This is a genomic window from Microtetraspora malaysiensis (assembly GCF_050947145.1).
Taxonomy (GTDB): Bacteria; Actinomycetota; Actinomycetes; order Streptosporangiales; family Streptosporangiaceae; genus Microtetraspora_A; species Microtetraspora_A malaysiensis.
In genome coordinates this window covers 199,500-223,312 of the sequence record NZ_CP191998.1, presented here as the reverse complement: position 1 = coordinate 223,312, position 23,813 = coordinate 199,500, and the positions used below count along the sequence as shown (strand labels likewise).

General features: G+C 69.1%; 26 protein-coding genes and 1 tRNA gene. 14 read left to right on the top strand and 13 right to left on the bottom strand.

Translation table 11 applies throughout. The features are described 5' to 3' along the window. Positions 1–64: 64 nt before the first annotated feature. Both ACQP1V_RS01170 and ACQP1V_RS01165 read left to right on the top strand, forming a co-directional pair. Positions 65–1,126: a cation diffusion facilitator family transporter gene (locus ACQP1V_RS01170; RefSeq protein WP_433417921.1), complete on the top strand. Its 1,062-nt coding sequence runs from the start codon at positions 65–67 to the stop codon at positions 1,124–1,126. 303 nt (positions 1,127–1,429) lie between these two features. Then, on the top strand, positions 1,430–2,062 hold the full coding sequence (locus ACQP1V_RS01165) for a hypothetical protein (RefSeq protein WP_433417918.1): 633 nt from the start codon (positions 1,430–1,432) through the stop codon (positions 2,060–2,062). A gap of 9 nt (positions 2,063–2,071) precedes the next feature. On the opposite strand, the gene ACQP1V_RS01160 is transcribed toward ACQP1V_RS01165, so the two are convergent. Further along, positions 2,072–3,079 (bottom strand): polysaccharide deacetylase family protein, encoded by a 1,008-nt coding sequence (locus ACQP1V_RS01160; RefSeq protein WP_433417915.1) that lies wholly within the window; start codon positions 3,077–3,079, stop codon positions 2,072–2,074. A gap of 304 nt (positions 3,080–3,383) precedes the next feature. Between ACQP1V_RS01160 and ACQP1V_RS01155 the strand changes: the two genes are divergently transcribed. Both ACQP1V_RS01155 and ACQP1V_RS01150 read left to right on the top strand, forming a co-directional pair. Next, on the top strand, positions 3,384–4,196 hold the full coding sequence (locus tag ACQP1V_RS01155; protein ID WP_433417913.1) for an SAM-dependent methyltransferase: 813 nt from the start codon (positions 3,384–3,386) through the stop codon (positions 4,194–4,196). A 122-nt stretch (positions 4,197–4,318) separates the two neighbouring features. Beyond that, positions 4,319–5,002, top strand: coding sequence for a hypothetical protein (locus ACQP1V_RS01150; RefSeq protein WP_433417911.1), 684 nt, complete (start codon positions 4,319–4,321; stop codon positions 5,000–5,002). A gap of 36 nt (positions 5,003–5,038) precedes the next feature. Here ACQP1V_RS01150 and ACQP1V_RS01145 read toward each other — a convergent pair whose 3' ends face one another. Both ACQP1V_RS01145 and ACQP1V_RS01140 read right to left on the bottom strand, forming a co-directional pair. Continuing rightward, positions 5,039–5,575, bottom strand: a complete 537-nt coding sequence (locus tag ACQP1V_RS01145; protein ID WP_387417719.1) for an NUDIX hydrolase family protein — start codon at positions 5,573–5,575, stop codon at positions 5,039–5,041. 137 nt (positions 5,576–5,712) lie between these two features. After that, positions 5,713–6,390, bottom strand: a complete 678-nt coding sequence (locus ACQP1V_RS01140) for a macro domain-containing protein (protein WP_433417907.1) — start codon at positions 6,388–6,390, stop codon at positions 5,713–5,715. 181 nt (positions 6,391–6,571) lie between these two features. Between ACQP1V_RS01140 and ACQP1V_RS01135 the strand changes: the two genes are divergently transcribed. After that, on the top strand, positions 6,572–8,188 hold the full coding sequence (locus tag ACQP1V_RS01135) for an ADP-ribosyltransferase domain-containing protein (RefSeq protein ID WP_433417904.1): 1,617 nt from the start codon (positions 6,572–6,574) through the stop codon (positions 8,186–8,188). Positions 8,189–8,299: 111 nt separating this feature from the next. Here the strand turns inward: ACQP1V_RS01135 and ACQP1V_RS01130 are convergent, their stop codons facing one another. Continuing rightward, positions 8,300–8,656: a VOC family protein gene (locus tag ACQP1V_RS01130; RefSeq protein ID WP_433220747.1), complete on the bottom strand. Its 357-nt coding sequence runs from the start codon at positions 8,654–8,656 to the stop codon at positions 8,300–8,302. A 116-nt stretch (positions 8,657–8,772) separates the two neighbouring features. On the opposite strand from ACQP1V_RS01130, the gene ACQP1V_RS01125 reads away from it, so the two are divergent. Then, a complete protein-coding gene (locus ACQP1V_RS01125; protein WP_433417902.1) occupies positions 8,773–9,570 on the top strand; it encodes a helix-turn-helix domain-containing protein in 798 nt (265 codons plus the stop codon). Between the two features lie 255 nt (positions 9,571–9,825). Here ACQP1V_RS01125 and ACQP1V_RS01120 read toward each other — a convergent pair whose 3' ends face one another. After that, the gene (locus tag ACQP1V_RS01120; protein WP_433417899.1) at positions 9,826–10,803 is read right to left on the bottom strand and encodes a VOC family protein; all 978 of its coding nucleotides are present in this window, start codon (positions 10,801–10,803) and stop codon (positions 9,826–9,828) included. Between the two features lie 22 nt (positions 10,804–10,825). On the opposite strand from ACQP1V_RS01120, the gene ACQP1V_RS01115 reads away from it, so the two are divergent. The 5 genes from ACQP1V_RS01115 (at position 10,826) to ACQP1V_RS01095 (ending at position 14,729) form a co-directional block, all read left to right on the top strand. Further along, on the top strand, positions 10,826–11,446 hold the full coding sequence (locus ACQP1V_RS01115) for a CGNR zinc finger domain-containing protein (protein WP_433417896.1): 621 nt from the start codon (positions 10,826–10,828) through the stop codon (positions 11,444–11,446). Between the two features lie 7 nt (positions 11,447–11,453). After that, positions 11,454–12,041 carry a DUF5753 domain-containing protein gene (locus ACQP1V_RS01110; protein ID WP_433417893.1) on the top strand — a complete coding sequence of 196 codons (588 nt, stop codon included), beginning with the start codon at positions 11,454–11,456 and terminating at the stop codon, positions 12,039–12,041. 55 nt (positions 12,042–12,096) lie between these two features. Then, positions 12,097–12,642, top strand: coding sequence for a DUF302 domain-containing protein (locus ACQP1V_RS01105; RefSeq protein ID WP_433417890.1), 546 nt, complete (start codon positions 12,097–12,099; stop codon positions 12,640–12,642). Positions 12,643–13,057: 415 nt separating this feature from the next. Then, positions 13,058–14,047, top strand: coding sequence for a hypothetical protein (locus tag ACQP1V_RS01100; RefSeq protein WP_433417887.1), 990 nt, complete (start codon positions 13,058–13,060; stop codon positions 14,045–14,047). A 124-nt stretch (positions 14,048–14,171) separates the two neighbouring features. Further along, positions 14,172–14,729: a tyrosine-type recombinase/integrase gene (locus tag ACQP1V_RS01095; RefSeq protein ID WP_433417884.1), complete on the top strand. Its 558-nt coding sequence runs from the start codon at positions 14,172–14,174 to the stop codon at positions 14,727–14,729. Positions 14,730–14,787: 58 nt separating this feature from the next. Here ACQP1V_RS01095 and ACQP1V_RS01090 read toward each other — a convergent pair. Further along, a tRNA-Ser gene (locus tag ACQP1V_RS01090) sits at positions 14,788–14,877 on the bottom strand. A 290-nt stretch (positions 14,878–15,167) separates the two neighbouring features. Beyond that, on the bottom strand, positions 15,168–15,731 hold the full coding sequence (locus ACQP1V_RS01085) for a YceI family protein (protein ID WP_432869563.1): 564 nt from the start codon (positions 15,729–15,731) through the stop codon (positions 15,168–15,170). A gap of 100 nt (positions 15,732–15,831) precedes the next feature. Here ACQP1V_RS01085 and ACQP1V_RS01080 point away from each other — a divergent pair, with 100 nt between their 5' ends. Further along, a complete protein-coding gene (locus tag ACQP1V_RS01080) occupies positions 15,832–16,314 on the top strand; it encodes a MarR family winged helix-turn-helix transcriptional regulator (RefSeq protein ID WP_433220729.1) in 483 nt (160 codons plus the stop codon). 12 nt (positions 16,315–16,326) lie between these two features. Here the strand turns inward: ACQP1V_RS01080 and ACQP1V_RS01075 are convergent, their stop codons facing one another. Beyond that, positions 16,327–16,815 (bottom strand): SigE family RNA polymerase sigma factor, encoded by a 489-nt coding sequence (locus tag ACQP1V_RS01075; protein ID WP_067138417.1) that lies wholly within the window; start codon positions 16,813–16,815, stop codon positions 16,327–16,329. Between the two features lie 281 nt (positions 16,816–17,096). On the opposite strand from ACQP1V_RS01075, the gene ACQP1V_RS01070 reads away from it, so the two are divergent. Both ACQP1V_RS01070 and ACQP1V_RS01065 read left to right on the top strand, forming a co-directional pair. Continuing rightward, entirely contained in the window at positions 17,097–18,047 is a 951-nt protein-coding gene (locus tag ACQP1V_RS01070; RefSeq protein WP_433417881.1) for a hypothetical protein, read from the top strand. 3 nt (positions 18,048–18,050) lie between these two features. Continuing rightward, positions 18,051–18,872, top strand: coding sequence for a MauE/DoxX family redox-associated membrane protein (locus ACQP1V_RS01065; RefSeq protein ID WP_433417878.1), 822 nt, complete (start codon positions 18,051–18,053; stop codon positions 18,870–18,872). 99 nt (positions 18,873–18,971) lie between these two features. Here ACQP1V_RS01065 and ACQP1V_RS01060 read toward each other — a convergent pair whose 3' ends face one another. The 5 genes from ACQP1V_RS01060 to ACQP1V_RS01040 all read right to left on the bottom strand — a co-directional run bounded on the left by ACQP1V_RS01060 (position 18,972) and on the right by ACQP1V_RS01040 (position 23,745). Beyond that, positions 18,972–20,153, bottom strand: a complete 1,182-nt coding sequence (locus ACQP1V_RS01060; RefSeq protein WP_067138413.1) for an ATP-binding protein — start codon at positions 20,151–20,153, stop codon at positions 18,972–18,974. A gap of 283 nt (positions 20,154–20,436) precedes the next feature. Beyond that, positions 20,437–20,865: a hypothetical protein gene (locus ACQP1V_RS01055; protein WP_433417875.1), complete on the bottom strand. Its 429-nt coding sequence runs from the start codon at positions 20,863–20,865 to the stop codon at positions 20,437–20,439. Further along, entirely contained in the window at positions 20,862–22,418 is a 1,557-nt protein-coding gene (locus tag ACQP1V_RS01050; protein WP_387417749.1) for a radical SAM protein, read from the bottom strand. Before ACQP1V_RS01050 ends, ACQP1V_RS01055 begins: the two co-directional genes overlap by 4 nt. A 5-nt stretch (positions 22,419–22,423) precedes the next feature. Continuing rightward, positions 22,424–22,918, bottom strand: coding sequence for a hypothetical protein (locus ACQP1V_RS01045; RefSeq protein WP_433417872.1), 495 nt, complete (start codon positions 22,916–22,918; stop codon positions 22,424–22,426). A 5-nt stretch (positions 22,919–22,923) separates the two neighbouring features. Continuing rightward, positions 22,924–23,745, bottom strand: coding sequence for a prolipoprotein diacylglyceryl transferase (locus ACQP1V_RS01040; RefSeq protein ID WP_433417870.1), 822 nt, complete (start codon positions 23,743–23,745; stop codon positions 22,924–22,926). Positions 23,746–23,813: the final 68 nt, after the last annotated feature.

The following is a 23,813-nucleotide window of genomic DNA, read 5'->3' as shown; positions in this document are numbered from 1 at the left end:
CTCGATTATTTCCACGCTCGCGCGCTACGCTCGCATAGCGGACCAAACGAGAGGGATCCGTACGATGGCGGAGCACGGCCACGGTCATGGACACGGGCACGGGCACGGCGTCAGCGCGACGGCCGACCGGCGCCTTCTCACGGCGGCACTGCTGCTGATCATCGGATTCATGGGCGCCGAGGTGGCCGTCGGCCTCATCGCCCACTCGCTCGCGCTCGTCTCCGACGCCGGGCACATGCTCACCGACGCCATCGCCATCATGCTCGCGCTGATCGCCATGCGGATCGCCGCACGCCCGCCGCAGGGCGGCTTCACCTACGGCCTCAAGCGGGCGGAGATCATCTCCGCGCAGATCAACGGCATCACCCTGCTGCTGCTCAGCGCGTACTTCGTCTACGAGGCGGCCCGGCGGCTGATCGCACCGCCGACGGTCGCGGGCGTCTACGTCGTCGTCACCGGCCTGGCGGGCATCGGCGTCAACATCGTCGCGACCTGGCTGCTCGCCCGCGCCAACCGGGCCAGTCTCAACGTCGAAGGCGCCTTCCAGCACATACTCAACGACCTCTACGCGTTCATCGCGACCACGATCGCCGGCCTGGTCGTCTGGCTGACCGGGTGGAGCCGGGCCGACGCCGTCGCCGCGCTGCTCATCGCCGCCCTGATGCTGAAGTCCGGCTGGGGTCTGGTCCGCGCGTCGGCGCGGGTGTTCATGGAGGCGGCGCCCGCCGGGATCAACCCGGCCGAGATCGGACGCAGGACGGCCGCGCTCGACACGGTGGTCGAGGTGCACGACCTGCACGTCTGGGAGGTGACCTCCGGCTATCCCGCGCTGTCCGCGCACATCCTCGTCGCTCCCGGCGCCGACTGCCACGCCGTACGGCTGGCCGCCGAGCGCCTGGTACGCGAGGCGTACGGCATCGAGCACACGACGCTCCAGGTCGACCACGCGTCGCCGGGCGTCCTGTCCATCGGGCGCACGGAGGACCCGCACCCGGACCACTGCGCCGACCCGCACGGACCGGCGCATCACGGAAAGGGGATGGGGCGTGAGCGCTCAGAAGCTCAGGCCGCGTCCCCCGCGATAGGGGAGCAGCCAGGCGAACCCGATGTTTCCGAAATTCACTAGCATGCTGTGCGCGACCTGGGTACCCATCTCGGAGACCTCCAGCCGGACGACCGCCCCCGACTGCATCCAGCGGGCCACCTCGTCCTCGGTCAGCATCGGTCGGTGCACGCGCAAAACGAGATCGTGCAACTGCCCGATCATCCGGAGATGAAGCTCGCACACGGGCTCACTGGTCGCCATCGGCCCGCCCCCCATCTCGCGTAGCGAGCGGACTGCCGGATTCACCCGGCAGATAATCACTGCCCTGTTATGGTCGTTAGGAACCCTACTCCCCGTGGAAGACGCTCCCTGGAGGAGGCCAGGATGCATGTCCAGGATCTGCCGCGCACGCGGCGCGCGTTGCACGGGGTGGCCGAGCTGGTGCTGGCCGGCCCGCAGTACCGGTTGAGCGGCACCATCCGGCTCCGGCCGGTCTCCGGCGGCTTCGCCACGGTGGCCGCGCCCGACCTGCGGATCGACTGCGACACCCTGGTGACCGGCGACGGCGGACGCCTCCCTCTCCGGGACATCACGTACGCCGGGCTGGCCGAGGCGGCCGGGGTCCGGGCGGGCGCCCCCGAGGGGCTCTACCGGGGCGGCTCCGGCGTCCAGCCCGACGAGCCCGTGGAGGTCGATCCGGCCGCCGCCGAATACATCGCGGACTGCCTCGCCATCGGCGAGACGGCGCTGCGTCACCTCGAACCCGAGCTGACCCCCGTGCTGTGGCCCGAGCACTTCGACCTGAGCATCATCAGCGATGAGATCAACTACGGGGTCTCCCTCGGCGACGCCGCCATCGAGGAGCCGTACGCCTACGTGGGTCCCTGGCGGCCCAGGCAGGGCACGTTCTGGAACATGCCCTTCGGCGCGGCCCGCCCGATATCCGAGCTGGGCGGCGCCGACGCGGTCACGGCGTTCCTGGAGGAGGGCCGCCGCCAGGCCCACGACCCCGACTGACGCCGCCTCCTAGTACGGCAGGGCGTTGGTGGTGACGTTCTTGGCCACGAACGGCGCCTTGAACTTCGGGAACGCCACGGTCGTGGGGTTGCCGTCCGAGGTGTAGCGCTCGTCCGGGTGGGCCTTGAGCTCGTCCAGCCAGGCCGTCGAGCAGAACTTGACGCAGTCGCCCTTCTTGTCCATCGCCCTGATCCGCGGGATGCCGACCGGGTCGAACTCCTTCGTGAAGGGTGAGGGCGCGGGCGTGTACCCGGCCAGGAACACCCCCTGGTAGTCGTACCGCACGCCGTTCGCGGAGCCGTGCAGCGCCCACTGCTTGTTCCGCGGCTGGTTGCCGTACGGCAGGGCCAGCGTGTGGACCTGGACCTTCTTGTCCAGGTCGCTGATGAGCTTCTGGCCGGCGGCGATCTGCTCGGTCACCTCCTTCTCGGACTTCCCGAGCAGGTTCAGGTGGTCGCGGGTGTGGTTGCCGATGTCGAACCCGTTTTCGCGCAGCCAGCCGAGGACCTGGGCGCGCTCCTCCGGCGTGAACTTCCCGAACATGTCGCGGATCACGTAGAAGGTGCCGACCGGCCGGAAGCCCGGGTGCTTCTTGGAGACGTCGAGCAGGATGCCCACCGCGGTGTTCGGCTGCGGCGTGCCCATCGCGTCCAGGGTGAGCTGCGACGGCGAGGAGTCGTCAAAGGTCAGCACGACCGGGTGCGTGCCCGCCGGGATGTCGATCTTCCCGCTGACGTACTCGGCCGCGGTGATCGGCACGTAGTTCTCCGAGGCGAGACGCTCCAGCTCGGCCCGGAACTGGGCCGGGGTGCGGTCGTCGGTGCCTCCGGGCTTGTCGGTGATCCGGTGATACATGATCACCGGGATGCTACCCAGCTCGTTCGCTCTCACCTTGGCGGCGGCGACCATGTTCGCCTTCCGCGTCAGCTCGGCGGAAATGGCCGCAGCCTTGGCGTGCGCCGCCTTCGCCGCCGTGTTGGTCTGACTCTCATTGGACTGGCAGGCGGCGAGTGCCACCAAACCCGCACATGCCACCCCGATACGGACAACCCCGAAGCGACCCATGGTCCCTCCAACCGAGTTGTGGAAGATAGGTCACCTGTACCCCGGCGATTTCCCCGCTTCACCCTTTGTATCGCCATGCTCACCCTTCGGATTCCTTTACTCGCGTTAGGGCGCCTTCGACAGCCCCAGTTGCCCAACTTGACGGCAATGCGGTGAAATACCCTGATCTGTTGCGATTTGCCCGCCTGGTCGGCCGTGATCGTCTAAGTTGATCTCTTAGGCGTGTGTGTGGTGTGACGCCGATGAGGAGGCAGTGATGGGTGGGGAATCCCGGGAGATCGACAACGAGGTGCTGGCGCGCATCAACACCTCGGTCCCGCATTCGGCTCGGGTCTGGGACTACTGGCTGGGCGGCAAGGACAACTACGCCCCCGACCGCCAGGTCGGCGACGAGATCGTGAAGGTCATGCCGGACCTACCGGTCAACGCCCGGGCGGAACGCCAGTTCATCGGGCGCGTCGTCCGCCACCTCGCCGGCGAGGCCGGCATCGACCAGTTCCTCGACGTCGGCACCGGCATCCCCACCGCCGACAACACCCACGAGGTGGCCCAGCGGGTCAACCCCAAGGCCCGCATCGTGTACGTGGACAACGACCCGATCGTGCTGGTCCACGCCCGGGCGCTGCTGCAGAGCACCCACGAGGGGGCCACCGCGTACATCGACGCGGACCTGCGCAAGCCGGAGCCCATCCTGGAGGAGGCCGCGCGCACCATCGACTTCTCCCGCCCGATCGCGCTGATGCTGATGGGCGTGCTGGAGTTCGTCCCCGACGCCGAACTGGCGCACGCCGCGGTGGGCGCCCTGCGGGACGCGCTGCCCTCCGGCAGCTACATGGCGATCGCGCACAGCGTCCACAGCCCCTCGATGGACGATGCGGCGGCCAAGTGGAACGCCAGCAACGCCTCCCCGCTCACGCTGCGTACGCCCGAGCAGCTTGAGGAGTTCTTCACCGGGATGGAGCTGCTCTCGCCCGGCGTGGTGTCGCTGCCCAAGTGGCGTCCCGAGCCGGAGACCACCTTCCAGGACCGCCCCGTGTTCCAGTTCGGCGGCCTCGGCCGCAAGCCGTAAGGGGGCGGCTCACCGCCGTACGATGCCCGGGGCCGGGTTTCCCGCCCCGGGCATCGCCGTACGCGGGGGCGACCAGCGTGGCGACCGCCGAACCGGCAGGTGAGCGTGTACGTGATAGGGGCATGACACACCGACTGCTCGCCGTCCTCCTGTTGATCATCGGGACGGTCGCGTTCACCCCCTCCACCGCGTGCGCCTGCTCGTGCGCGCTACGTCCGCCGTCCGAGCTGATGAAAGGCTCGGCCACCGTGTTCACCGGGACGGTGACCGCGGCACGCCGGGCCGAGGGCGGCGACCCTCTCGGCCCACCGCCGCCGCTCGTCTTCACCTTCCGCGCGGACCAGATCTACAAGGGCACGCCGAACGCGACGTACGAGGTCGCCACCAACGCCGACAGCGCCGCGTGCGGAGTCGACTTCACCATCGGCTCGCGCTACCTGGTGTTCGCCTCCGCGGGCAAGAGCGGCCTGTTCGACACCGATCCGGGCGTGCCGCTGTACACCTCCCTGTGCTCCGGGAACGTCATGGTGCGTCCCGGCACGGGACCGCTCCGCCCGCGGGACGGCATTGTGCGCGACGAGAACGGCCAGGGTGGGGCCCGCCTGGACAAGGCGCTGCTCACCGCCCTCGGCACGCCGACGCGGGCGCCGGCCGCCACCGCCGACCCGTCGCCGGTCACCGTGACCCCGGGCACGCTGAAGGACGGCCGGAGTCCCGTCGGGATCTACACGGGGGTGGCCGGCGCCGGGACCGCCGCACTCGCCTTCGTCGGGTGGCGCCTCCTTCGACGGCGTCCCCGTACCTGACCTCGCGTGGCGGCGCGGCCGGTCGTCAGTCGCCGGTCAGGGAAGGCAGCCGACGTACGCGAGGGCCTGCCTGAGCAGGACGCCCTGACCGCCGGTCATCTCCTGCTGCACCAGCGGCGACGCGGCCTCTTCCGGGGTGAACCAGACGAGGTCGAGGGCGTCCTGCCGAGGCCGGCAGTCCCCCGCGACCGGGACGACGTAGGCGAGGGACACCGCGTGCTGCCGCGGATCGTGGTACGGCGTGATGCCGTGCGTCGGGAAGTACTCGGCGATGGTGAACGGCTGCGGAGACGCGGGAACCCGCGGCAGCGCGGTGGGGCCGAGGTCCTTCTCCAGATGGCGCAGGAGTGCGTCACGCACCCGCTCGTAGTGGAGCACCCTGCCGGACACGAGGGCGCGGCTGACCGTCCCGTCCGACCCGATCCGCAGCAGCAGACCGACGCGCGTGACCACTCCGGCGTCGTCGACGCGTACCGGCACGGCGTCGACATAGAGGATCGGCATCCGCGCGCGGGCGGACTCCAGCTCCTCAGGAGAGAGCCAGCCGGGCGTGGTTTCGGTCATTTCGGTCATTCACCGATCGTACTTCGCGGCCTGCGCCGGCAGATGGTCAATCAGCCAGTACTAACGACGCACCACGGTCGTCTTCGCCCCACAGCGGGCGAACTTGACCTTGTACGGCTTGCTCACACACGCCCCTGTTCACTTCGTCAGCCGCGCGAGCCCCGCGACTCGGGCGGCACGATCCGCACCCGCTGCTCCTCAGGGTGGCTGTCAATGTCGTCGAGTTGCGCACAGATCGTCTTCCGCAGGTCGTCGTAATCGCGGAAGTAGTAGTCGTTGAACAGCGTGTAGCCGGTCCACATCAAGTTCGCGCACACCCGCGCCGGCACCCCGCCCGTCGCCGCGCCCATGCCGACCAGCGCCACCGACTCGATGCTGCCCGGCTCCTTCTCGTTCTGCATGTGGATGGCCTGGAACGCGGCGGCGCACGCCAGAGCCACGTTCAGCGTCTCGCTCACGTCCTGCACCGACTGCACCATCGTCGGCGTCGAGATCAGGAACTTCGGGTTGGTCGCCCCGGACGGCACGCACACGGCGCTTCCCACCGGCAGCGACCCCTCGAACTGATCACGAATCGCCCGCTGGACGCGCAACTGGATCCCCGCCCCGAGGTGGCGCTTGATGGCCGCGTCGGCCCCGCCGTCCATCCGGCCGCGGGAGTTGGTCGGGCTGACCCAGGCATCGACGCGCCGGCTGAGGATCGACCCCTTGTGGATCTCGATCTCGGGGGTGTCGGCGAATGCGGCCTGCCACGCCTGCACCACCTTGGCGTTGATGTCCGCCAGCACTACCTTGAGCGGCGACTTCACACGCTCGACGGTCATAGATCACTCCGGTCGGGGAGATGGGTGTTTCCGACGGCCACGAAGCTACCGCCCCACCCCGACAAACGATCTTGATGGCCAGTTCTCCGAGATCGCGTACGGAGCCTTCGCACGGCACAATTCCCCCCACCCCAATCACCCGTGCCGCCCCCGGCACGGCTCGCCGATCCGGAGCCCGCCGATGACCGACACCAGCGCCCCCACCGCACCCGACCCCGATGACCCGCTGGCCCTCGCCGAACTCTTCAACGGCGGCGGCGAGCCGTGGCTGCCGCTCCTGAAGCCGGTCATCGAGGCACAACCGGCCGCGAGCACGTTCATCGGCCCGAGCCGCAGCCCGAGTGTCGTGCCCGTCCGGGAGCTGACCTTCCAGGCGCTCAAGCCCAACCCTCCGCACAAGTGGAAGGTCGTCGTCTTCGGCCAGAACCCGTACCCGCGGGCCGAGAGCGCCACGGGCATCGCCATGTTCGACAACACCTTCAACGACTGGAGCGACAGCCAGTTCGGCAAGGTCATCTCCATCCGCTGCATCATCAAGGCGGCGGCGATGTGGAAGCACGGCATCCCCAAGAAGACGCCGATCGCCGACATCCGCGCGCTCCTGAAGAAGCACGACACCGTGCAGCCGCCGGAGTGGTTCCAGGCGATGCTCACGCAGGGCGTGTTGCTCCTGAACGCGGCGCTCACCGCCAGCGGCGACGGAGCGATGCCCACCGACCAGCACACCGCGTTCTGGCGCCCGGTCGTCGAGAAACTCGTCGAGGAGATCCTGAAGGCCAAGCAGGACGCCGACGAGGAAGACCGGGGCGTGGTGTTCGCCTGGTGGGGGGCGCACGCCCGCAGCCTGAAGCAGGTCGTCCTCCGGCTCCAGAAGAAGTATCCGGAGGTGGAGGTCCGGCACATCGACCACCCCAACCCCGCGGCGCAGGGCGACATCTTCTGCGACGGGGACCACTTCGCCGCGGTGAACGAGGCCCTCCGGACGCTTGGGGCCGACGAGATCGACTGGCTGCCCGGCAAGGGATGGAACACCCTCACGGCGCAAGCCGGCGGAACGGACTCGGACACAGCCGACCGTATGGGGGCGTTCATCGCCTCCACCATGGAACTGCACAAGCTCTACCTTGAACGTCTCGCCGGCGTCAAGGACGAGGGGCTGGTGCTTCCGGCGATCACCGGCGTCTTCGACACCCCGGTCATGGACTTCCGTGCGGCGATCGCCCCGGTGGCCAAGCTCCTGTCGGGCCTTGACTGGCACGTGGAGGAGTCGCACCGGTTCGGCGCGAAGCAGGCCATCGGCGCGACCACCGATCTGTCCGCCGACGAGGTCGCGGCCCTCTACCTCTACACCTGCGAGTCGGCGTTCTACCGGCAGATCAACGCCACCCTGCGCGACCCCGACCGCGGCCGGATCGTTCCGTACCTCGCGTATCTGCGGCTCTTGTTCTCGGCCGTGTCGCGTCTACCGGCCCGCCAGGAGCCGCTGTGGCGCGGTGTATCGCTGGACCTGCGGGCGCAGTACCCGCTCGGCCGAACCGTGACCTGGTGGGGCGTGTCGTCGTGTACGTCGAAGCTCGGCGTGGCCCAGGCGTTTCTCGGCAGCCGTGGCAAGCGGACGCTCTTCGAGGTGCTCCCTGTACGGGCGGTGGGCATCCGCAGTTTCTCCGCGTTCACCGGCGAGGAGGAGTTCATCCTCGCCCCCGGCACCCAGCTCAAGGTGACCGATGTGAAGGCCGAGCGCGGCGGCCTGTTCCGGGTGACGCTGACCGAGCTGGCCGAGCAGGGCCTGGTTTCTTGAGCATCCACAGCTGTGCCGCCCTCGGCGGCCGCGAGGGCGGGCCGGCCATGGCTCTGTGAGACAGCGCCATGGCCGGCCCGCCCTCGCGGATGAAGGCCGTGGGTCCTCCGATCAACCCGCGGCGACGCAGAAAAGGTGCCCTTCAGGGTCGGCGAGGACCGTCCACTGGCCTTCGCCGGGCTGGAAGTCCGGCTTGGTCGCACCGAGTGCGACCAGCTCCTTGATCGTGGCTTCCAGGTCGGCGACCTTGAAGTCGAGGTGGGCGTGCTTGGCCGCGTCCGGCCACCCCGGCCCCTGATAGCCGTCGACCCGCTGGAAGGCGAGCTGGATCGGGCCATCGCCCAAGTAGGCGAAATCGTCGTCGCAGTGGGTGATCTTCCAGCCGGTGAGGTTCTCGTAGAACTCGGCGAGCGCCTTCGGGACGGCGCAGTCGATGATGATCGCGGTGAGCTCCGCGTGGACGGCCATAGGGATGACTCCTTGGTGTCGATTGCCTGCCCGCCCAGCATCCGCTCTCGTGTGCCGAAGGGTCTTGAAGATCCTTGCGGGTCGTTCTGTCGTACCCCCGGCGTAGTGTCCGCAGCGTGCTCTCAGCTCTGACCCTCGCCGACCGGCCGGAGTTCGCCGTGACCACGGTGGCCTGCCGCGCCGACCACACCAGATGGTCAGAGCCGGAGGCGCGCGACGACTACCGGATGGTGCTCGTCCGGCGTGGCAGGTTCCGGCGGTGGGCCGACGGGGCCGATACCGATCTGGATTCGACGGTGGCCTACCTGGGCGCCCCCGGTGAGGAGGAACGGTTCGCGCATCCCAGCGGCGGCGACACCTGCACCTCGGTGCGCTTCGAGCCCTGGCTCTGGGAAGGGCTCGCGGGCGGGATGACGGTGTACGTGGACGCGCGCGTCGATCTGGCTCACCGTCGTCTGCTCGCCGCCGCCGACGGCGGCGACATCGACTATGCGCTCACGGAGGAGTTGCTCCGTCTCGTCGCGGTGGCCGCGAGCCAGCCGGCGGAGCGGCCGAGGCCCGCCGACCGGGCGCTGGTCGCGGCGGCCCGCGAGGCGATCATCGAGCGGGCGCCGGAGGCGGCGAGGCTGTGCTCACTGGCCAGGCTCTTGACGGTCTCGCCGTACCGGCTGAGCCGGGTCTTCTCTCAAGAGATGCGCGTATCGCTGACCCGCTACCGCAATCGCGTTCGCGTCGGCCAGGTCTTGGATCGACTTGAGGAGGGCGAATCCAGCCTCGCCGACCTGGCCGCCGACCTCGGCTTCGCCGACCAGGCGCACCTCACGCGCACAGTCCGCGAGCACCTGGAACACACGCCGTCCGCGCTGCGTCGCCAGCTCGCCGGAGGCGCTCCTTTCAGGCGGTCAGTCGTTTGAACATGTGCACGTCCTCGTGCCCGTCGGGAATGCCGAGCATCCGGCCGGTTTCGACGTAGCCGTGTCGCTGGTAGAAGCCGGGAGCCTGGAAGGTGAAGGACGAGACGGCGACCCGGTCACACCCTCGACGTACGGCTTCCGCTTCGGCGGCGTGCCGACGGTGAGGGTCGGCGCGGAGTCTGCTGTCACACCGGCGGTGTATTCCAGCGGAGTCCAGTTTGGACCGAATTGTTCCATCGAGTGAGCCGCGATGGCCTAGCTGTGAAGTTCGCCGGTGCCAGGGTCATAGGTGCTGACCTCGATCAGGTTCCCGTCGGGGTCCCGCACGTAGGTGCTGGTGATCGGGCCTTGGGCGCCGGTGCGCGGCACAGGCCCCTCCGCTACCTGGACACCACAGGCGGTCAGGTGCTGGAGGAGCTGACTCTGTGGCAGGTCGGTCAGCAGGCACAGGTCCGCGCTTCCAGGTGTGGGGTGGGTGGCGCGCGGCAGGAATTCGCTGCCGACCTCATGCAGGTTGATCTTGCTGGTTCCGAAGGCGAGGGCGCGGCGCCCCGCCCCGAAGGTGACCGGCCGCATACCGAGGACCCGCTGGTAGAAGTCGATGATCCGTTCGATGTTCGCGACGGTCAGCACCAGGTGGTCGATTCCCGTGATTCGCACCGGCGGAGCAGACCACCGTCCCAGCTGTTCCGTGCAGGCGGTGCGGGCGGCCGTGGAGAGCAGGTCGCCCGAGCGGGCGAACAGCCGATGGAGCTCCGCACCGTAGCGTGCGGCCAATTCGTCGTTGTGGGCCATCACATCGAGCTCATTGGCGGCTGTGATCTCGATGAACGCGCGCAAGTCGGTTTCGCCCAGCACGTGTTCGGTGCCGGTGAAGCGATCCCGGAAGACAACCGGCTGGGCGCCCCCAAGTTGCGGGTAAACGACGCTGCGGTCGCAGCTGGCGTACAGGTAGACCAGGGCTTCGGCTCGGTCGCCGATCAGCTCGGCCAGCAGGGACCGTTCGGTGACCGGCTGTAGCCACTGGTCGAAGCCATCGGTCCCGTATGTCGCGTGGCACAGTCCGGCCATCTGGACCACGGGATCTGCTCCCCAGTCCGCAAGCAACCGCCTTACCCGGCCAAGGTGTGCCAAGAGCGTGCCGCCCGGATGGGGCATATCGGCCGCTCCCCGGTCGCGCAGGAAGGTTTCGACACGAGACCACGAGGATGCGGATTCAGAGTCATCAGCCATAGTCACGAGTTATAGTCGTGACGTGACTGTGCAGGCAACCCCACCGGGCGACGTTCCCGCCGAGGAGCTGGCGTTCAACTTCCGCTCCGGTCGTCTCTGCCTCGCATTCGTGGCCACGGTGGGCGAACGCTGGCGCGGCAATCACGAACGTCTCCGCCGGCCTTCCGATCTCGCACGGTGGTGCCGGGAAGCGGGCCTACTTGACGCGCCCATGACGATCACGTCTCGCGAACTCGAGGAAGCGCGGGATCTGCGTGAGGCGATCTACCGTCAGGCCCGGGCAGTGATCAGCGGCCGACAGGCAGCCCGCGAGGACGAAGCGTTGATCAACTCGGCTGCCGGCGCCCCACCACTCGTCCCCGTCCTGCGATCCGGACGTGTCCACCTGACTCTCCCGTCCGGCGAAGCCGGGCAAGCCGTACTCAGTACGCTCGCTCGCGACGCGATCGACCTGTTCGGCAGCAGTGCCTGTGGACGCATCCGGGAGTGCGCCGGCCCCGAGTGCGCACTGCTCTTCGTCGATACCAGTCGACCGGGCAAGCGCCGCTGGTGCTCCAGTACGGCCTGCGGCGGGAAAGAACGGGCCGCCGCCTATCGTCTCCGGAAACGCACCGAGCCGGACGGCGGAGGCCCTGAGGCATGATGATGAGGTGTCCCGGTTGAAGAGTGGCCTTGCCGGCCGAGAGGCGGCGAACGCCGCACGGGTCCGCTCGGCTCAATGGATGGCCGTGTTCTCCTCGGCGACGATTCCGCCGCTGTTGCAGACGGCCGAGTACGCCCGGCTCGCTCTCTCCATTGGCCAGGATGTGGACCAGGACGACGCGGCCAAGGCGACCGGCGTACGGGTCGAATCTCAGGCCCTCGTGTTCGAGCCGGGCCGGAAGTTCGCGTTCGTTCTGACGGAGGGTGCGGTGCGAACGTGGCCGGGCTCGCCGTCCTTGATGCCGGCGCAGCTCGACCGGCTCGCCCAGGCGTCCACGCTTCCCCATGTGCGCCTGGGGATCGTTCCCTGGAACGTGGAAGCGCCGGCCTTCCCCCTCCACGGGTTCACGATCTACGACGGCGCGGTGAGCGTGGTCGAGAGCCTCACAGGTGATCTCACCCTGACCGAGGCCGGCGAGATCGACACGCACATGGACGTCTTCGAGGCGTTCGCGGCTGCCGCTGTGTATGACGATGCTCTGCGGGATCTTCTGCGGCAGATCGGAGCGGACTACCGCGCTCTCGCGAGCACGTAGTCGCGACGTGGGGGTACATGTTCCTCGGTTCGACAGCGAGCACCGCGGAGGAACCATGACCCGGTCGACACCCGCCAAGATCGAGAGCGTCCCGCATGAGGTGAACCGCCTGGCCATCGCCGTCGGCGAGCCGTACGACTCCTTCCGCGTCCGCTACGAGGACGCCGTCCCCGAGTTCGAAGCGGAACGCTTCGGGCAGCTGGTCGAGGAGAACGCCGGCTGGGACGCCGTCGTGCGGGCGACGGCCGAGAACGCGCCCCACGATTTCATCACGTACTGGAGCCAGGACTTCAGCCCGCTCCTGCGGCTGGCCGGGGAGCGGCGGCGCTGCGTGGAATACCTGATGGGGAACCACACGATCGCCCAGCGGATGTTCCACCACAACCCGGCCATCCTTCTGTACGCCCCGCTCCGCACCGCGATCTACGAAGACGCGCAGGGCGAAACCTGGTTCGCCGTCGACCAGCCGAGCACCCGCTTCTCCAGCTTCGGAGATCCCGCGATCACCGAGGTCGGCATCGAGCTCGACAGGAAGCTCGCGGCTCTGCTCGATCACCTCGGCGTGCCGGTGCCGGACGTGCTGACGTCAAGCGGCTCCTGAAACTCGATGATGGCGGTGATTCCCGCCGCATGAAGCAGTGAGCACCCCTGCCGGAGATCAGAAGAGCCCCGATCCGTTCCACCGGTTGCGTCCACGCGGTTCGCCGCCGCGTCCCCGTGTTGACCGTTGTATCGGGCACGGCCGGGCTCAAAACGCGCGCGATCTTCGGAGCGGCGTGGTCGCTGGCAGATTCCGGACCGGGGGTTAACCCCCGGTCGCGTCCGGGGGCATATCGGATGGTTACGGGATGCGCGTTCGCCGAGGCTGGTGGACACATCAGCATCGCCCAAGGCGGGCTCGTTCAAATAGCTACGACCCCCCTGATCCTCGTCTGGAGCGCCCGTTGACCACCCCTGCAACATGTCTCAGCGCGATACGCGGCTGGCACCGCCCACTGGTAGCGAACGCCGCGCTCATGTTCACCCTGACGTTGGTCTCCGCCGTCGGTCTGTTCGTCGACGATCGCCTGCTCATGGGCGAATCGGTCTGGGTGAAGCCTCTGAAGTTCGGCTTCGCCATGGGGGTGTACGGCCTGACGCTGGCGTGGCTGCTCAGCAAGCTGAGCAAGGGCAGACGTTTCGGCTGGTGGCTCGGTACCTTTTTCGCAGTCGCCGGCCTGTTGGACGTCGGTGCCGTCGCCTATGCTGCCGCGCACGGCACCGTCAGCCATTTCAACAGCAACGCCGAGCCGGTCGCTCAAACCGTGCGGACGGTGTTCTCCATCGGCGTCGGGCCGCTCCTGCTGATCACTTTGCTCATCGCGGTCCTGGTCCTGATCCAACGCACCGGCGACCGCGCCATGGCCCGCGCCCTGCGCGCCGGACTCGGGCTTGCCAGCGCCAGCATGGTCGTGGCCCTATGGCTCAGCAACTCCTCAGGCGCGACGCCCCGCACGGTGACCGACGCCAACGGCAACACGGTGTCCATGAACGGCGGCCACGGCATCGGCGACCCCGACGGCAACGGAATGTTCCTCACCAACTGGAGTACGACCGGCGGCGACCTCCGCGTACCGCACTTCGTCGGCTTGCACGCCATCCAGGTGCTGCTGCTCATCACCGCGATCCTGGGTGTACTCGCGGCCAGTCATAGTTGGCTCCGCGACGAACGGGTCCGGGCCCGGCTGGTCGGCGTCGCCGGCCTCGGCTACACCGGTGTGTTCGCAGTGCTCACATGGCAGGCGAAGCGCGGCATACCGGTGACCCGTCTCGATCAGCAGACACTGATCGCCTTCGCGGGGGTAGCGGCGTTCACACTCGTGACGGCCGCCGCAGTAGTCGTCACTGCGCGTCGGCGGTCTGCATCGCCCACCGACGCGATGCCCGCTGGCTCCCAGACAGGTTCAGTTGACCCGGCCCGAGGGTCGGGCAGCTGCCCCGGCGGCCCGCTTGCTGGCCGCCCTTGAAACCCGGGTGATCAAAGCTTGGTATCAGGCGCAGCGGTCCCCCTGGCGGCACGGCTGCGACGATCCCCAGGAGTGCGGCAAGGAGCGGCACCGCTGGCCATGCAAGCCGCGGTGCAAAACCCACATGCACGACCCCGACTGTCCACAGGACTGCAAGAAGCGCGGCCACGTCTGCCCGACGAGGACATGCCCCAAGGGATGCACCGGCCACGCGGACCGCTGCCCGAAGCGCACTGGCGTTGGCATCGTCTTTCGGCAACGCAAGGGCCGCAGTCGGCTCACGCTCCGGTGCCCGCCCGAGCTGCTGCCCATCCTCCGCGCGCACAAGAGGCTCCAGGACGCCGAACGCGCTGAAGCCGGGGACCTCTGGGAAGATCACGACCTGCTGTTCCCGACGAGGCGGGGCCGGCCGATGGAGCGCAGCGAGGACGACAAGATGTGGAAGGCGCTCCTCCGGCAGGCCGGGGTCAGGGAAGCCCGTCTCCACGATGCCCGCCACACCGCCGGGACTCTCCTCGTCGAGCAGGGCGTCCACATCCGCGTCGTGCAAGAGATCCTCGGCCACGCGCGCGTGACCACGACCGAGCGGTACACCCACGTGGCCGGGGGCACTCATCCAGTGACGCGAGCGAGAGCATGGGGGCCGCTCTCTGGGGCGATGACGACTAACTGCAACCCCTGACGGTCCCAGAGATCGAAAGAGCCCCCCTCGCTGGTGTCGCGAGAGGGGCCCTGACCTGCGGAGGCTCGGGGATTTGAACCCCGGATGGGCTTAAGACCCAAACCGCATTAGCAGTGCGGCGCCATAGACCTGACTAGGCGAAGCCTCCTGGTTGCCGATTGGCTCAAGACAGAGTACCGGCGATTGCGCCAGCCAGCAAAGCGAAACCGGCTCTGATTGATCACGGTCCGCTCTCGACTGCCTGCCCGCCTGCCTGGCCCCACGCCCGAATCGGGCAAGACTGTCGTACTCTTTGCCGATCGAGCCGCCCACAGCGCGCCTGCCGGGTGGCGGCGCGGGCGGCCGACAGCATCGGACGACGGTTCGACCAGGCGAGAAACACACAGCCTTTGTCCACAGGCTGTGGACAAAGGCTGTGTGTAAGGCTGGGGAAAACGCTCAGGCCTGCCGTACGGCCTCGCCCTCGATCTCGATCTTGACCTTCTTGCCGACCAGGACGCCGCCGGCCTCCAGGGCCTGGTTGTAGGTCAGGCCGAAGTCCTCACGGTCGATCTCGGTCTCGGCGCTGAAGCCGAAGATCTCCTGGCCCCACGGGTTCTGCGCGGCGCCGCCGAACTCGACCTTGAGCTCGACTTCCTTGGTGACGTCGCGGATCGTGAGGTCGCCGACGAGGACGAACTCGTCGCCGGAGTGCTCGGCCACCCGGCTGTTCCGGAAGGTGATCTCGGGGAACTTCTCGGCGGAGAGGAAGTCGTCGCTGCGGAGGTGGTTGTCACGGTCACCGACGCCGGTGTGGATGCTGCCGGTCTTGAGCACGGCCTCCACGCTCGACTCCAGCGGGTTCTCGGTGATGGCGATCTTGCCCTCGAACTCGGCGAAATTGCCCCGGACCTTGCTGACCATCATGTGCTTGACGACGAACCCGACGCGCGTGTGCGCGACGTCCAGGGCGAAGGTCCCGGCCGTCGGAATCTTGATGCCTTCCCATTCACGGATGCTCATGCTGGCCTCCCGATGTACTTGCCGTGTGGATGTCTGAGCTAGCAATTTTCTACCTGAGTAATATTCCGCGTGTCAACTAAGACGCGGTAGACTCGCGCTTATGAGCCCATTTGATGATCCCCGGCTCACCGCGATGGGACTGCTCGCCGAGGTCATGGCGGGGATCTCCGAAAAGATGAGTCCCGCGCTCGCGGGCGCCGGGCTGTCCGACGTCGAGTTCGAGACGTTGATCAGGCTCGCCCGCTCCCCCGCACACGGCCTCAGGATGAGCGACCTGGCCGCACAGACCTCCCTCTCGACGAGCGGGATCACCCGCGTGGTGGACCGGCTGGAGCGCGAGAACCTTGTGGCCCGCCGCGCCTGCCCCAGCGACCGCCGCGCGTCGTACGCGGTGCTCACGGACGAGGGCAGACAGCGGCTGCTCGGCGTGCTGCCCCAGCACCTCGACGACATCGAGGCGTGGTTCACCAGCCTGCTCACCCCCGAGCAGCTCGCCGACTTCCTGTCCACGCTCCGCCTCATCCGCGACGTCGTGCGGCCGTGCGCCACGGCGGGGGTCGCCGAGCCGGCCAAGGTCGAGTAACCGGAGGAGGGGTCAGTTCAGCGAGTGCTGGACCGCCATGTCCCCGCGCAGCTTGGCCATCCCCCGCGACACCGTGCTCTTGACGGTCCCGATGCTGATCCCCAGCGCCTTGGCGATCTCGAGCTCCGTCATGTCCTCGTAGTAACGGAGCACGATCGCGGTACGCTGCCGCACCGGGAGCCGTTCGAGCGCCCGCTCAAGCTCCTCGTGGTGATACCGCGCGTCCGGCTGGACGGGGACCTCGGGCAGCTCCTCGGACGGGAACTCCTGGAGCTTGCGCCGCCGCCACCAGGAGATGTTGATGTTCACCATGGCCCGGCGCACGTACCCGTCGAGCGCGGAGCGGTCCTGGATCCGGTCCCAGGCGACATAGGTCTTGGCCAGCGCGGCCTGCAGCAGGTCCTCGGCGTCAGAGGGGTTCCCCGTGAGCTGGTGAGCGGCGCGCAGCAATGCCGGCCCGCGCGTCACAACATACTCGCGGAACTCCTCATGATTCCCCATAAAACGATCACCGGTCCGGCCGTGGAGAGGCTGCTTCCGTCGCCAGAATCGCAGTTGGGACCCGCGATCCGGCTGAACCGCCATCCAGGTTTCGTACCGTCAAGTGCAAAGAGACGGCAGATCGGTGGCGGACCGATGTGGCCCTCGTCGCCGCCGGACGGCCCGATTGGCGGAGATCGGGAGACAACAGCTTCCACCGAGTGGGGGAATATTGCTCCCGAAAACACCATCAGCCTCGAATGCGTCCCTATCGGTCATCAGTCTCATGTGACGCTGGACGGGTGAGAGTTCCCCTGCCGCACGCGCGGGTCGAGCGCCGGCACCTGCTGTCCGCGGCCGCTCTCGGCCGGACCGCACAGCCGCCCCAGCCGGCTGAGGACGACGATGGCCCCGCGCTGGACGCGATCAGCGGCCGGATCCTGGACGCCACGCCCCACTTCCTGGTGATAGAGGACGACGGGGGCCAGGAGGTGCGCCTCGTCATCGCGCCGTGGGCCACCGCCTGGCGCGGCGGTCCAGTCCCTCCGGACCGGCTGCCCGCGGGCTCTCGCGTGATCATCAGGACGCGGACCGGGCGGGTCGCCGACTGCGTATGGGCGGACATGACGCGGATGACCGGAATCATCCTCGACGTCAGCGGCCGACGCGACCTCACCCTCGAGATCGACAGCGGCCCCCACCTGGGCCGCCGCACGATCGTCATCCCCTACCGGCTCACCGGCCGGCTCCGAGTACGACACCCGAAGTTGGAGCCCGGCTATCTCTTCGACGCCATCGGAACGGTCCAGGGCGGCGCCGCGCTGGCCCAGGTCCCGGCCACGTCGCAGCCGCCGCACCGGGCGAACGCGGTGCCCGCGCCGCCTCCCGCGTTCGGCGGGACGCCGTCGAGGATCTCCGGGACCGCCGTGTGGTCCGACCACGCCGACGACGGCGCGGCCTATCCCATGCTGGAGAGCTCCGACACCGGCTGCGACCAGGGCGTCGTCCCGGGCGTCCGGCTGCCGTACCTCTCGCTGGGGTCGATGCTCGTCGTCCGGAACGTCTGCGGCCGGCGGTCGACGGCGGTGCCGATCGTGGCCTGCGGCTGCATGGCCGCCCGCTTCTACGACCGATGCCTCGACTGCGGCACCTCTCCGCGCGGGCGGATCGTCGAACTGTCCGCGCTCTCGTACGTACGACTCGGTGGCGACCTGACCAAGGGCTGCTTCAACGCCCAGGTCGGATTGAGGTGACCTGTGTTGGTGACCGCGGCGGTGGGCGCCCTGCCCGTCCTCACCCTGCTCCTGATCATGGGGGGCGTGGCCAAGCTGTTCACCGCCGGAGACGACGGCGGCGGGCAGGGCGCGCTCAGCCGGCTCGGCCCCGCCGTCCTCGTGCCGGAGCGGTTCAGGAAGGCGGCCATGCTGGCCTGCGCCGTAGGCGAGTTCGCGCTGGTCGCGGGTCAGCTCGCCGCCGCGGTCGCCCGCCTGCTCACCGTCGCGTTCTTCGCGATCTCGACGTACGTGCTGTGGGATCTGCGCCGTCGCCGGCCGGATGTGGGGTGCGGCTGCTTCGGCGAGGTCAGCTCCGCGCCGGTCGGCCTGCGCTCGCTCGCGCGTACGGCGGTGCTGACCGGGATGGCAGCGGCCGTCGCGGTGGCGGACGTCGGCGTGGCCGACCTGGTCGCCGGGGTGTCCTGGACGGCGACGGCCTGGGCGGCGGGCTACCTCGCGCTGTTGCTGGCGCTCTCGCCTGAGTTGGAGGAGATCGTGTCGCGGCTGCGGCACCGGGCTCCCTGTGAGGAGCGGCCGGCGCCGCCCGGCCGCGCGCTGTCCCGGCTCAGGTCGAGCGCGGCCTGGCGGACCCACGTCGCTGCCCTCGAGTCCGTCGAGCCGTACGACTCGTGGCGCGAGCTGTGCTGGCGGTTTTTCGTCTTCCCCGGTCAGGGCGAGGCCGAGGTGGTCTTCGCCGTCTATCTGAGCGGCCGACGTCCGACGGTCCGGGTCGCCGTGGTGGGGCAGGACGGCAACCCGGTCGAGCCGCTAGCGGAATCTATCGCTGTATCGGCTACACGCTAGACAGCCCTAGATTTCGCGATGCGGGCGCGCGAATTCAGCTCTCTACGGCTCTCTAGCTTCCCCTCTAGAAAGCCGTAGAGAGGTCAATGGCGGGGGTCCCTACAGCGGTTGCGCACGCAGGAACCTCCCGAAATGGGGGACGGTGAAGGCGATCACACCGCGCTCCGCGCTGTAGATCAGGCCCTTCTTGATGAGGCTGTCCCGAGCCGGCGACAGGCTCGACGGCTTGCGCCCGAGCGACTCCGCGACGTCGGCCGTGGGCACCGGGTCATCGCCGAGCTGGGCCATCGCGTGCATGTAGTCGCGCTCGGCCGGCGTGGCGCGCTCGTACCGGCTGCCGAAGAAACCGACCGCGAGCTCCTCCTCGGCCTCGGGGGCGGACACCTTGATGTCGTCGGCCGTGATCGGGCTGTGCGGGGCGAGGTCCCAGGCCACCTTGCCGTACGCCTGGACGAAGTAGGGGTAGCCGTCGGCCGCCTCGTAGAGGGCGTCGAGGGCCTCCGGGGTGAACTCGACGTCCTCACGCTCTGCAGGAGCGATGAGCGCGAGGTCGGCGGCATCCCGATCCAGCCGGTCGATCCGGGCGTAGCGGAACAGGCGCTCGGAGTAGCTCTTGCTCGCGGACAGGACGCCGGGCAGATGCGGCAGCCCGGCCCCGACCACGATCAGCGGCCCGCCGTTCTGCGACAGCTCATGACAGGCGGCGCAGAGCGCGGAGACGTCCGCGGCCGGCACGTCCTGCATCTCGTCGATGAACAGCGCGATGCCGACGCCGAGATCGGTCGCGACCCCGGCGGCGTCGACGAACAGCTCGGTCAGGTCGATCTCCAGGTCGCCGGAGTCGGCACGGCCGCGCGACGCTGGGACATCGATGCCGGGCGACCAGTGCGAGGTGCCCTTGGCCGCCGCCGGGTCGCGCATCGCGAAGGCCTTGAGCACGCCGAGGAACGCCTCGATGCGGTCGGGGGCACGATGCCGGGGCGCCAGCTCCCGGATCGCCATGTGCAGCGCCGCGGCGACCGGGCGGCGGATCGACTGGTCGGGCCGGGCCTCGATCTTTCCGGTGCCCCACAGCCGCTGCATGGCCATTGACTTGAACGTGTTGAGCAGGACGGTCTTGCCGACGCCGCGAAGCCCGGTGAGCACCATGCTCCGCTCCGGCCGGCCGCGGGCCACCCGCTCCAACACGACTTCGAACTGCTGCAGCTCACGATCGCGCCCGGCGAGCTCAGGTGGGCGCTGCCCCGCACCGGGGGCATAGGGATTGCGCACGGGGTCCACGCTCTCGGACTTTATGACCGGATATAGCGGCCGTCGTAGATTTCCGTAGAAAGCGCTACGGCGTGTCGCTCCCGACCGGAGCGGGACACATCGCCCGGAGGTGGCCGGCGCGTGCTGCGGGGACGCCAGCGGTGCCGCGAGCAGCGCCATGGCACACCTCACCTGCAGACTCGGCGACCGAACCCGTGTTCGATCCGATGCCCAAGACTGTAGCGCTCCCTCGAACACGTGCGCGACGTCTTCCGGGAAAAGCCACGCCGGAGAACGCCGCTTCCCCGTACCGCTAGGTGAAGAACCGCAGCACGATCGCGGCGATCGCGGCGACGACGACGAGGCCGAGATAGGCCAGGACCAACCGCGTGTCGCGCAGGAGGCACTTGCTCCGCACCAGCCCCGCGCGGCGAGCCCGGACATACCCGGCGAACCCCACCCCGGCGAAGACGATCACCGCGAACGGGCCCAGTACCCATCCCAGCAGTGCCACGGTCGCGTAGACGCACAGCCGCAGCGGATCGAACGGCGTCACTATGACGGGCCCGCTCCTGCCTCCGTACGAACTCGGTCGCGGCACACCCGGCCACGGGCGGCCCGGCCCGTCGGTCGTGAATCCGTCGGCGGCGGCCTGGGCCGCGCGCGCCTCCTCGTAGGCCACCCCGGTCAGCGGCGGCCTCCGTTCTCCTGGCATCTCTCCCCTCGTCTCTCCAGATTTCATGGGATCTCCACCAGCGGGAGCCGTACGCCGGCGTCCACTGAGGCGGTGGCGGACAGGCGCTGGCGGGCGAGCGCCGGCCACGCCTGCACGGCGCAGAACGGCGCGCACTGGTGCTGCTCCGAGCGGGTGCCGACATGCACGCAGCACTGGGTCAGCCGCTCTTCGATCATGGTCGACATGTCCATGAACGGCTTCACGGTGATGCGGACCACGCGCTCTCCGAGCAGCTGCCGCAGCCGCTTCCTGCGTCCGGGCAGCACCGACGAGGCGAGCGTCAGCAGCGTGGACAGGCCGAGGTCGCAGTTCTCGCAGATGTCACGCCAGATCTTGCCGATCTCGGGATGGGACAGCGACGACTGCTCGGACAACAGCCCGAGGAGCGACTCCTGCACGGCGAGACGCAGCTCGCGCGGGATCTCGGAGTCGGCGATCCGGTTGGAGACCAGGCCGAGGTTCTCCTTCAGGCGGTCGTGCCCGATGAGCGCGGTGAGGGAGCGCCACCGGTCGGAGTCGTCCTTGATCATGTAGCCGACGGAGCAGCAGTGCGGATGCGAGCACGGCAGCGCGGTCAGGTCCCGCCAGGTGACCAGGCCGTCCGTCTGCGGGCCGAGCCGTTTCAGCACGCCGGTGTGGGTCAGCCGGTCCATCGGGTCGATCACGCCGGAACGGCCGGAGCCGAACTGCGGCTGGAGCGACACGCCCCCGACGTAGGGCGTGTCGAGCGCGAGCCGTACGACGTCGCCGATCTCGCCGTCGTTCACGCCGAGGGCGGCGGTCATCACGAGTGTGGTGAAGATCTCACGCTCGGACAGGCGGGCGAGCGCCTCCTGTTTGAAGCGCCGCAGGTCGCCGCCCCGGTGGTGGCGGGACGCCTCCGCGCTGACGCCGTCGTACTGGAGGTAGATCTCAACCCGCTCGCGGTGCTCGGTCAGCAGGTCGAGCAGGGCGTCGTCCCTGGCCACGAGGACGCCGTTGGTGTTGATCAGGATGCGGGTGATGGGCCGGGTCGCCAGCGCCGCGAGCAGCTCGGGCAGCGCGGGGTGCAGGGTCGGCTCGCCCCCGCTCAGCATGAGAACGTCGATGCGGCCGTTCTCGCGGGCGAGCCGCTGGTCCACGCTGGCCAGAACCTCGTCGATCGGCACCACCCCGCGCAGGTCGGGCGAGGAATCCGTGAAGCAGGTCGGACAGCGGAGGTTGCAGGTCTCCGCGATGTCCTCGAGCAGGATGCAGGTGTGCTGGGTCTGCATCTCCGGGAGGCCCTGCAGGTACGCCTCGGGGACCGGGGCGAAGTTTCCCGGCACGTCGGGGATGTGGGCCTTCGTCGGAGCGGTCCATTCCTCCAGATAGGCGAGGATCTCGGGGTCCTCGTCGTACATGGTGCGGACCATGCCGTGGGTGCGGCAGCCGCGCTCCAGGTAGACCCGGTCGTTCCGGGCGGCCAGCCAGCCGGAGAGGCGGGGCACCAGGTCGAGCGGACGGTCCGGGTCCTCCTCATGGCAGAGGGGACAGAACGCGTTGACGTAGCGCAGGATGCGATCACCGCGCAGGGGCATACCAGTCACAGTGTTCCACCGCTGTAGAGGCTCGGGTTGAGGCCGGTGCAGAAGCCGGCGGTCAGGATGGAGACGAGCGCCCAGCCGATCATGAGACCGAGGCCGAGGCCCTTGGTCCACGGTCTGCGCAGGAGGATGAGCGCGAGGCCGCCGCCGAGCGCGATCAGGGCGAGGATCACCGCGCCGACGCCGACCACGACTTCCCCGTCGCCGCTCCCGGTGCTGGCCAGCGTGAGCAGCACAGTGACGAAATCGATCGCGATGAAGGCCGCGAACCCGCCGAAGGCCGTGGCGAGGATGATCCCTCCTGAACTCTTCGGGGCCGGCGGAGGCGGTGGCGGCCAGCCCTGTCCGGGCGGCGGTCCGTACGGCCCTGGCGGCCCCGGCGGCCCGTACGGCCCCGGGGGCCCGGCGAACGGGCCCTGGGGAGGAGGCGGCGGGGGCGGCTGGGGGCTCCGCTCATCCCGGGGTTCGCCGGATGGCTCGGGGGGAGTGGTCATCGCGTCTACGGGGCCTGGGAGGCGCCCTCCTCCTGTCCTCTGTGCGTCCGACTGTCCCTCTTGTGTACCAGCATGTCGTAATAACCACGGCGATAGCCGTACAGCAGCCGAATGAACACGAGCACCAGGCCGGGGAGGAGGAACCACTGCGGCCGGGTCAGGTCGAGCCAGACCGTCTCGTTGGCCCGGGTGAACTCCACGAGGAAGCGGAACACCGCGTACGCGCCGACGTACAGCGTGAACAGCTCGCCGGGGCGGCGCACCCGGTCGCGGGCCCAGACGAGGGCGAAGAAGGCGGCCAGCTGGAAGGCGACCTCGTACAGGAAGGACGGGTGCATGGTCTGCCCGGCCAGGCAACCGGGACATTCGGGGACGGACGCCGGCGCGTGAACGCCCCAGGGAAGGCCGGTGGGACGTCCCGGCGCCTCGGTAAGAAAGCAGCCGATGCGGCCGACTGCCATGCCGAGCGCGACGGCGGGGGCGAACAGGTCACCCGTCTTACCGCGATAGCCGACGAGGCGTTTGGCGATCAGCACCCCGACGTAGGCCCCGGTGAGGCCGCCGAGAATGCTGCGCGAGCCGAACATCCAGGCTTCGAGGAGGCCGGGGTTCAGACGGGGGTCCAGGTGCTCGGCCCAACCCGACAGGCGCATGCCGATGGCGCCGCCCACCAGGGCGCCCGCGACCGCGACCAGCGAGTCTTCGTGCAACGCGCCCCTGCGGCGCGCCTCCAGGACGAACACCACGGCCGCCGCGAGAACGCCGAGGCCGACGAAGAAGCCGTGGGTGGGGACGGCCAGCCCGCCGAAGCGTAGCTCGGGAAGCACGGGGGCCACCCTAGCGGTGGCCGCCGACGTTACCGTCGCCCACGTCCGCCCGCGGAGCGGCCGGGGCC

Coding starts and splice junctions, on each gene's coding strand:
- ACQP1V_RS01170 (WP_433417921.1), top strand. CDS start 65: ATGGCGGAGCACGGCCACGGTCATGGACACGGGCACGGGCACGGCGTC.
- ACQP1V_RS01165 (WP_433417918.1), top strand. CDS start 1,430: ATGCATGTCCAGGATCTGCCGCGCACGCGGCGCGCGTTGCACGGGGTG.
- ACQP1V_RS01155 (WP_433417913.1), top strand. CDS start 3,384: ATGGGTGGGGAATCCCGGGAGATCGACAACGAGGTGCTGGCGCGCATC.
- ACQP1V_RS01150 (WP_433417911.1), top strand. CDS start 4,319: ATGACACACCGACTGCTCGCCGTCCTCCTGTTGATCATCGGGACGGTC.
- ACQP1V_RS01145 (WP_387417719.1), bottom strand. CDS start 5,575: ATGACCGAAATGACCGAAACCACGCCCGGCTGGCTCTCTCCTGAGGAG.
- ACQP1V_RS01140 (WP_433417907.1), bottom strand. CDS start 6,390: ATGACCGTCGAGCGTGTGAAGTCGCCGCTCAAGGTAGTGCTGGCGGAC.
- ACQP1V_RS01135 (WP_433417904.1), top strand. CDS start 6,572: ATGACCGACACCAGCGCCCCCACCGCACCCGACCCCGATGACCCGCTG.
- ACQP1V_RS01130 (WP_433220747.1), bottom strand. CDS start 8,656: ATGGCCGTCCACGCGGAGCTCACCGCGATCATCATCGACTGCGCCGTC.
- ACQP1V_RS01120 (WP_433417899.1), bottom strand. CDS start 10,803: ATGGCTGATGACTCTGAATCCGCATCCTCGTGGTCTCGTGTCGAAACC.
- ACQP1V_RS01105 (WP_433417890.1), top strand. CDS start 12,097: ATGACCCGGTCGACACCCGCCAAGATCGAGAGCGTCCCGCATGAGGTG.
- ACQP1V_RS01100 (WP_433417887.1), top strand. CDS start 13,058: ATGTTCACCCTGACGTTGGTCTCCGCCGTCGGTCTGTTCGTCGACGAT.
- ACQP1V_RS01095 (WP_433417884.1), top strand. CDS start 14,172: ATGCACGACCCCGACTGTCCACAGGACTGCAAGAAGCGCGGCCACGTC.
- ACQP1V_RS01085 (WP_432869563.1), bottom strand. CDS start 15,731: ATGAGCATCCGTGAATGGGAAGGCATCAAGATTCCGACGGCCGGGACC.
- ACQP1V_RS01080 (WP_433220729.1), top strand. CDS start 15,832: ATGAGCCCATTTGATGATCCCCGGCTCACCGCGATGGGACTGCTCGCC.
- ACQP1V_RS01075 (WP_067138417.1), bottom strand. CDS start 16,815: ATGGGGAATCATGAGGAGTTCCGCGAGTATGTTGTGACGCGCGGGCCG.
- ACQP1V_RS01055 (WP_433417875.1), bottom strand. CDS start 20,865: ATGAAATCTGGAGAGACGAGGGGAGAGATGCCAGGAGAACGGAGGCCG.
- ACQP1V_RS01050 (WP_387417749.1), bottom strand. CDS start 22,418: ATGCCCCTGCGCGGTGATCGCATCCTGCGCTACGTCAACGCGTTCTGT.
- ACQP1V_RS01045 (WP_433417872.1), bottom strand. CDS start 22,918: ATGACCACTCCCCCCGAGCCATCCGGCGAACCCCGGGATGAGCGGAGC.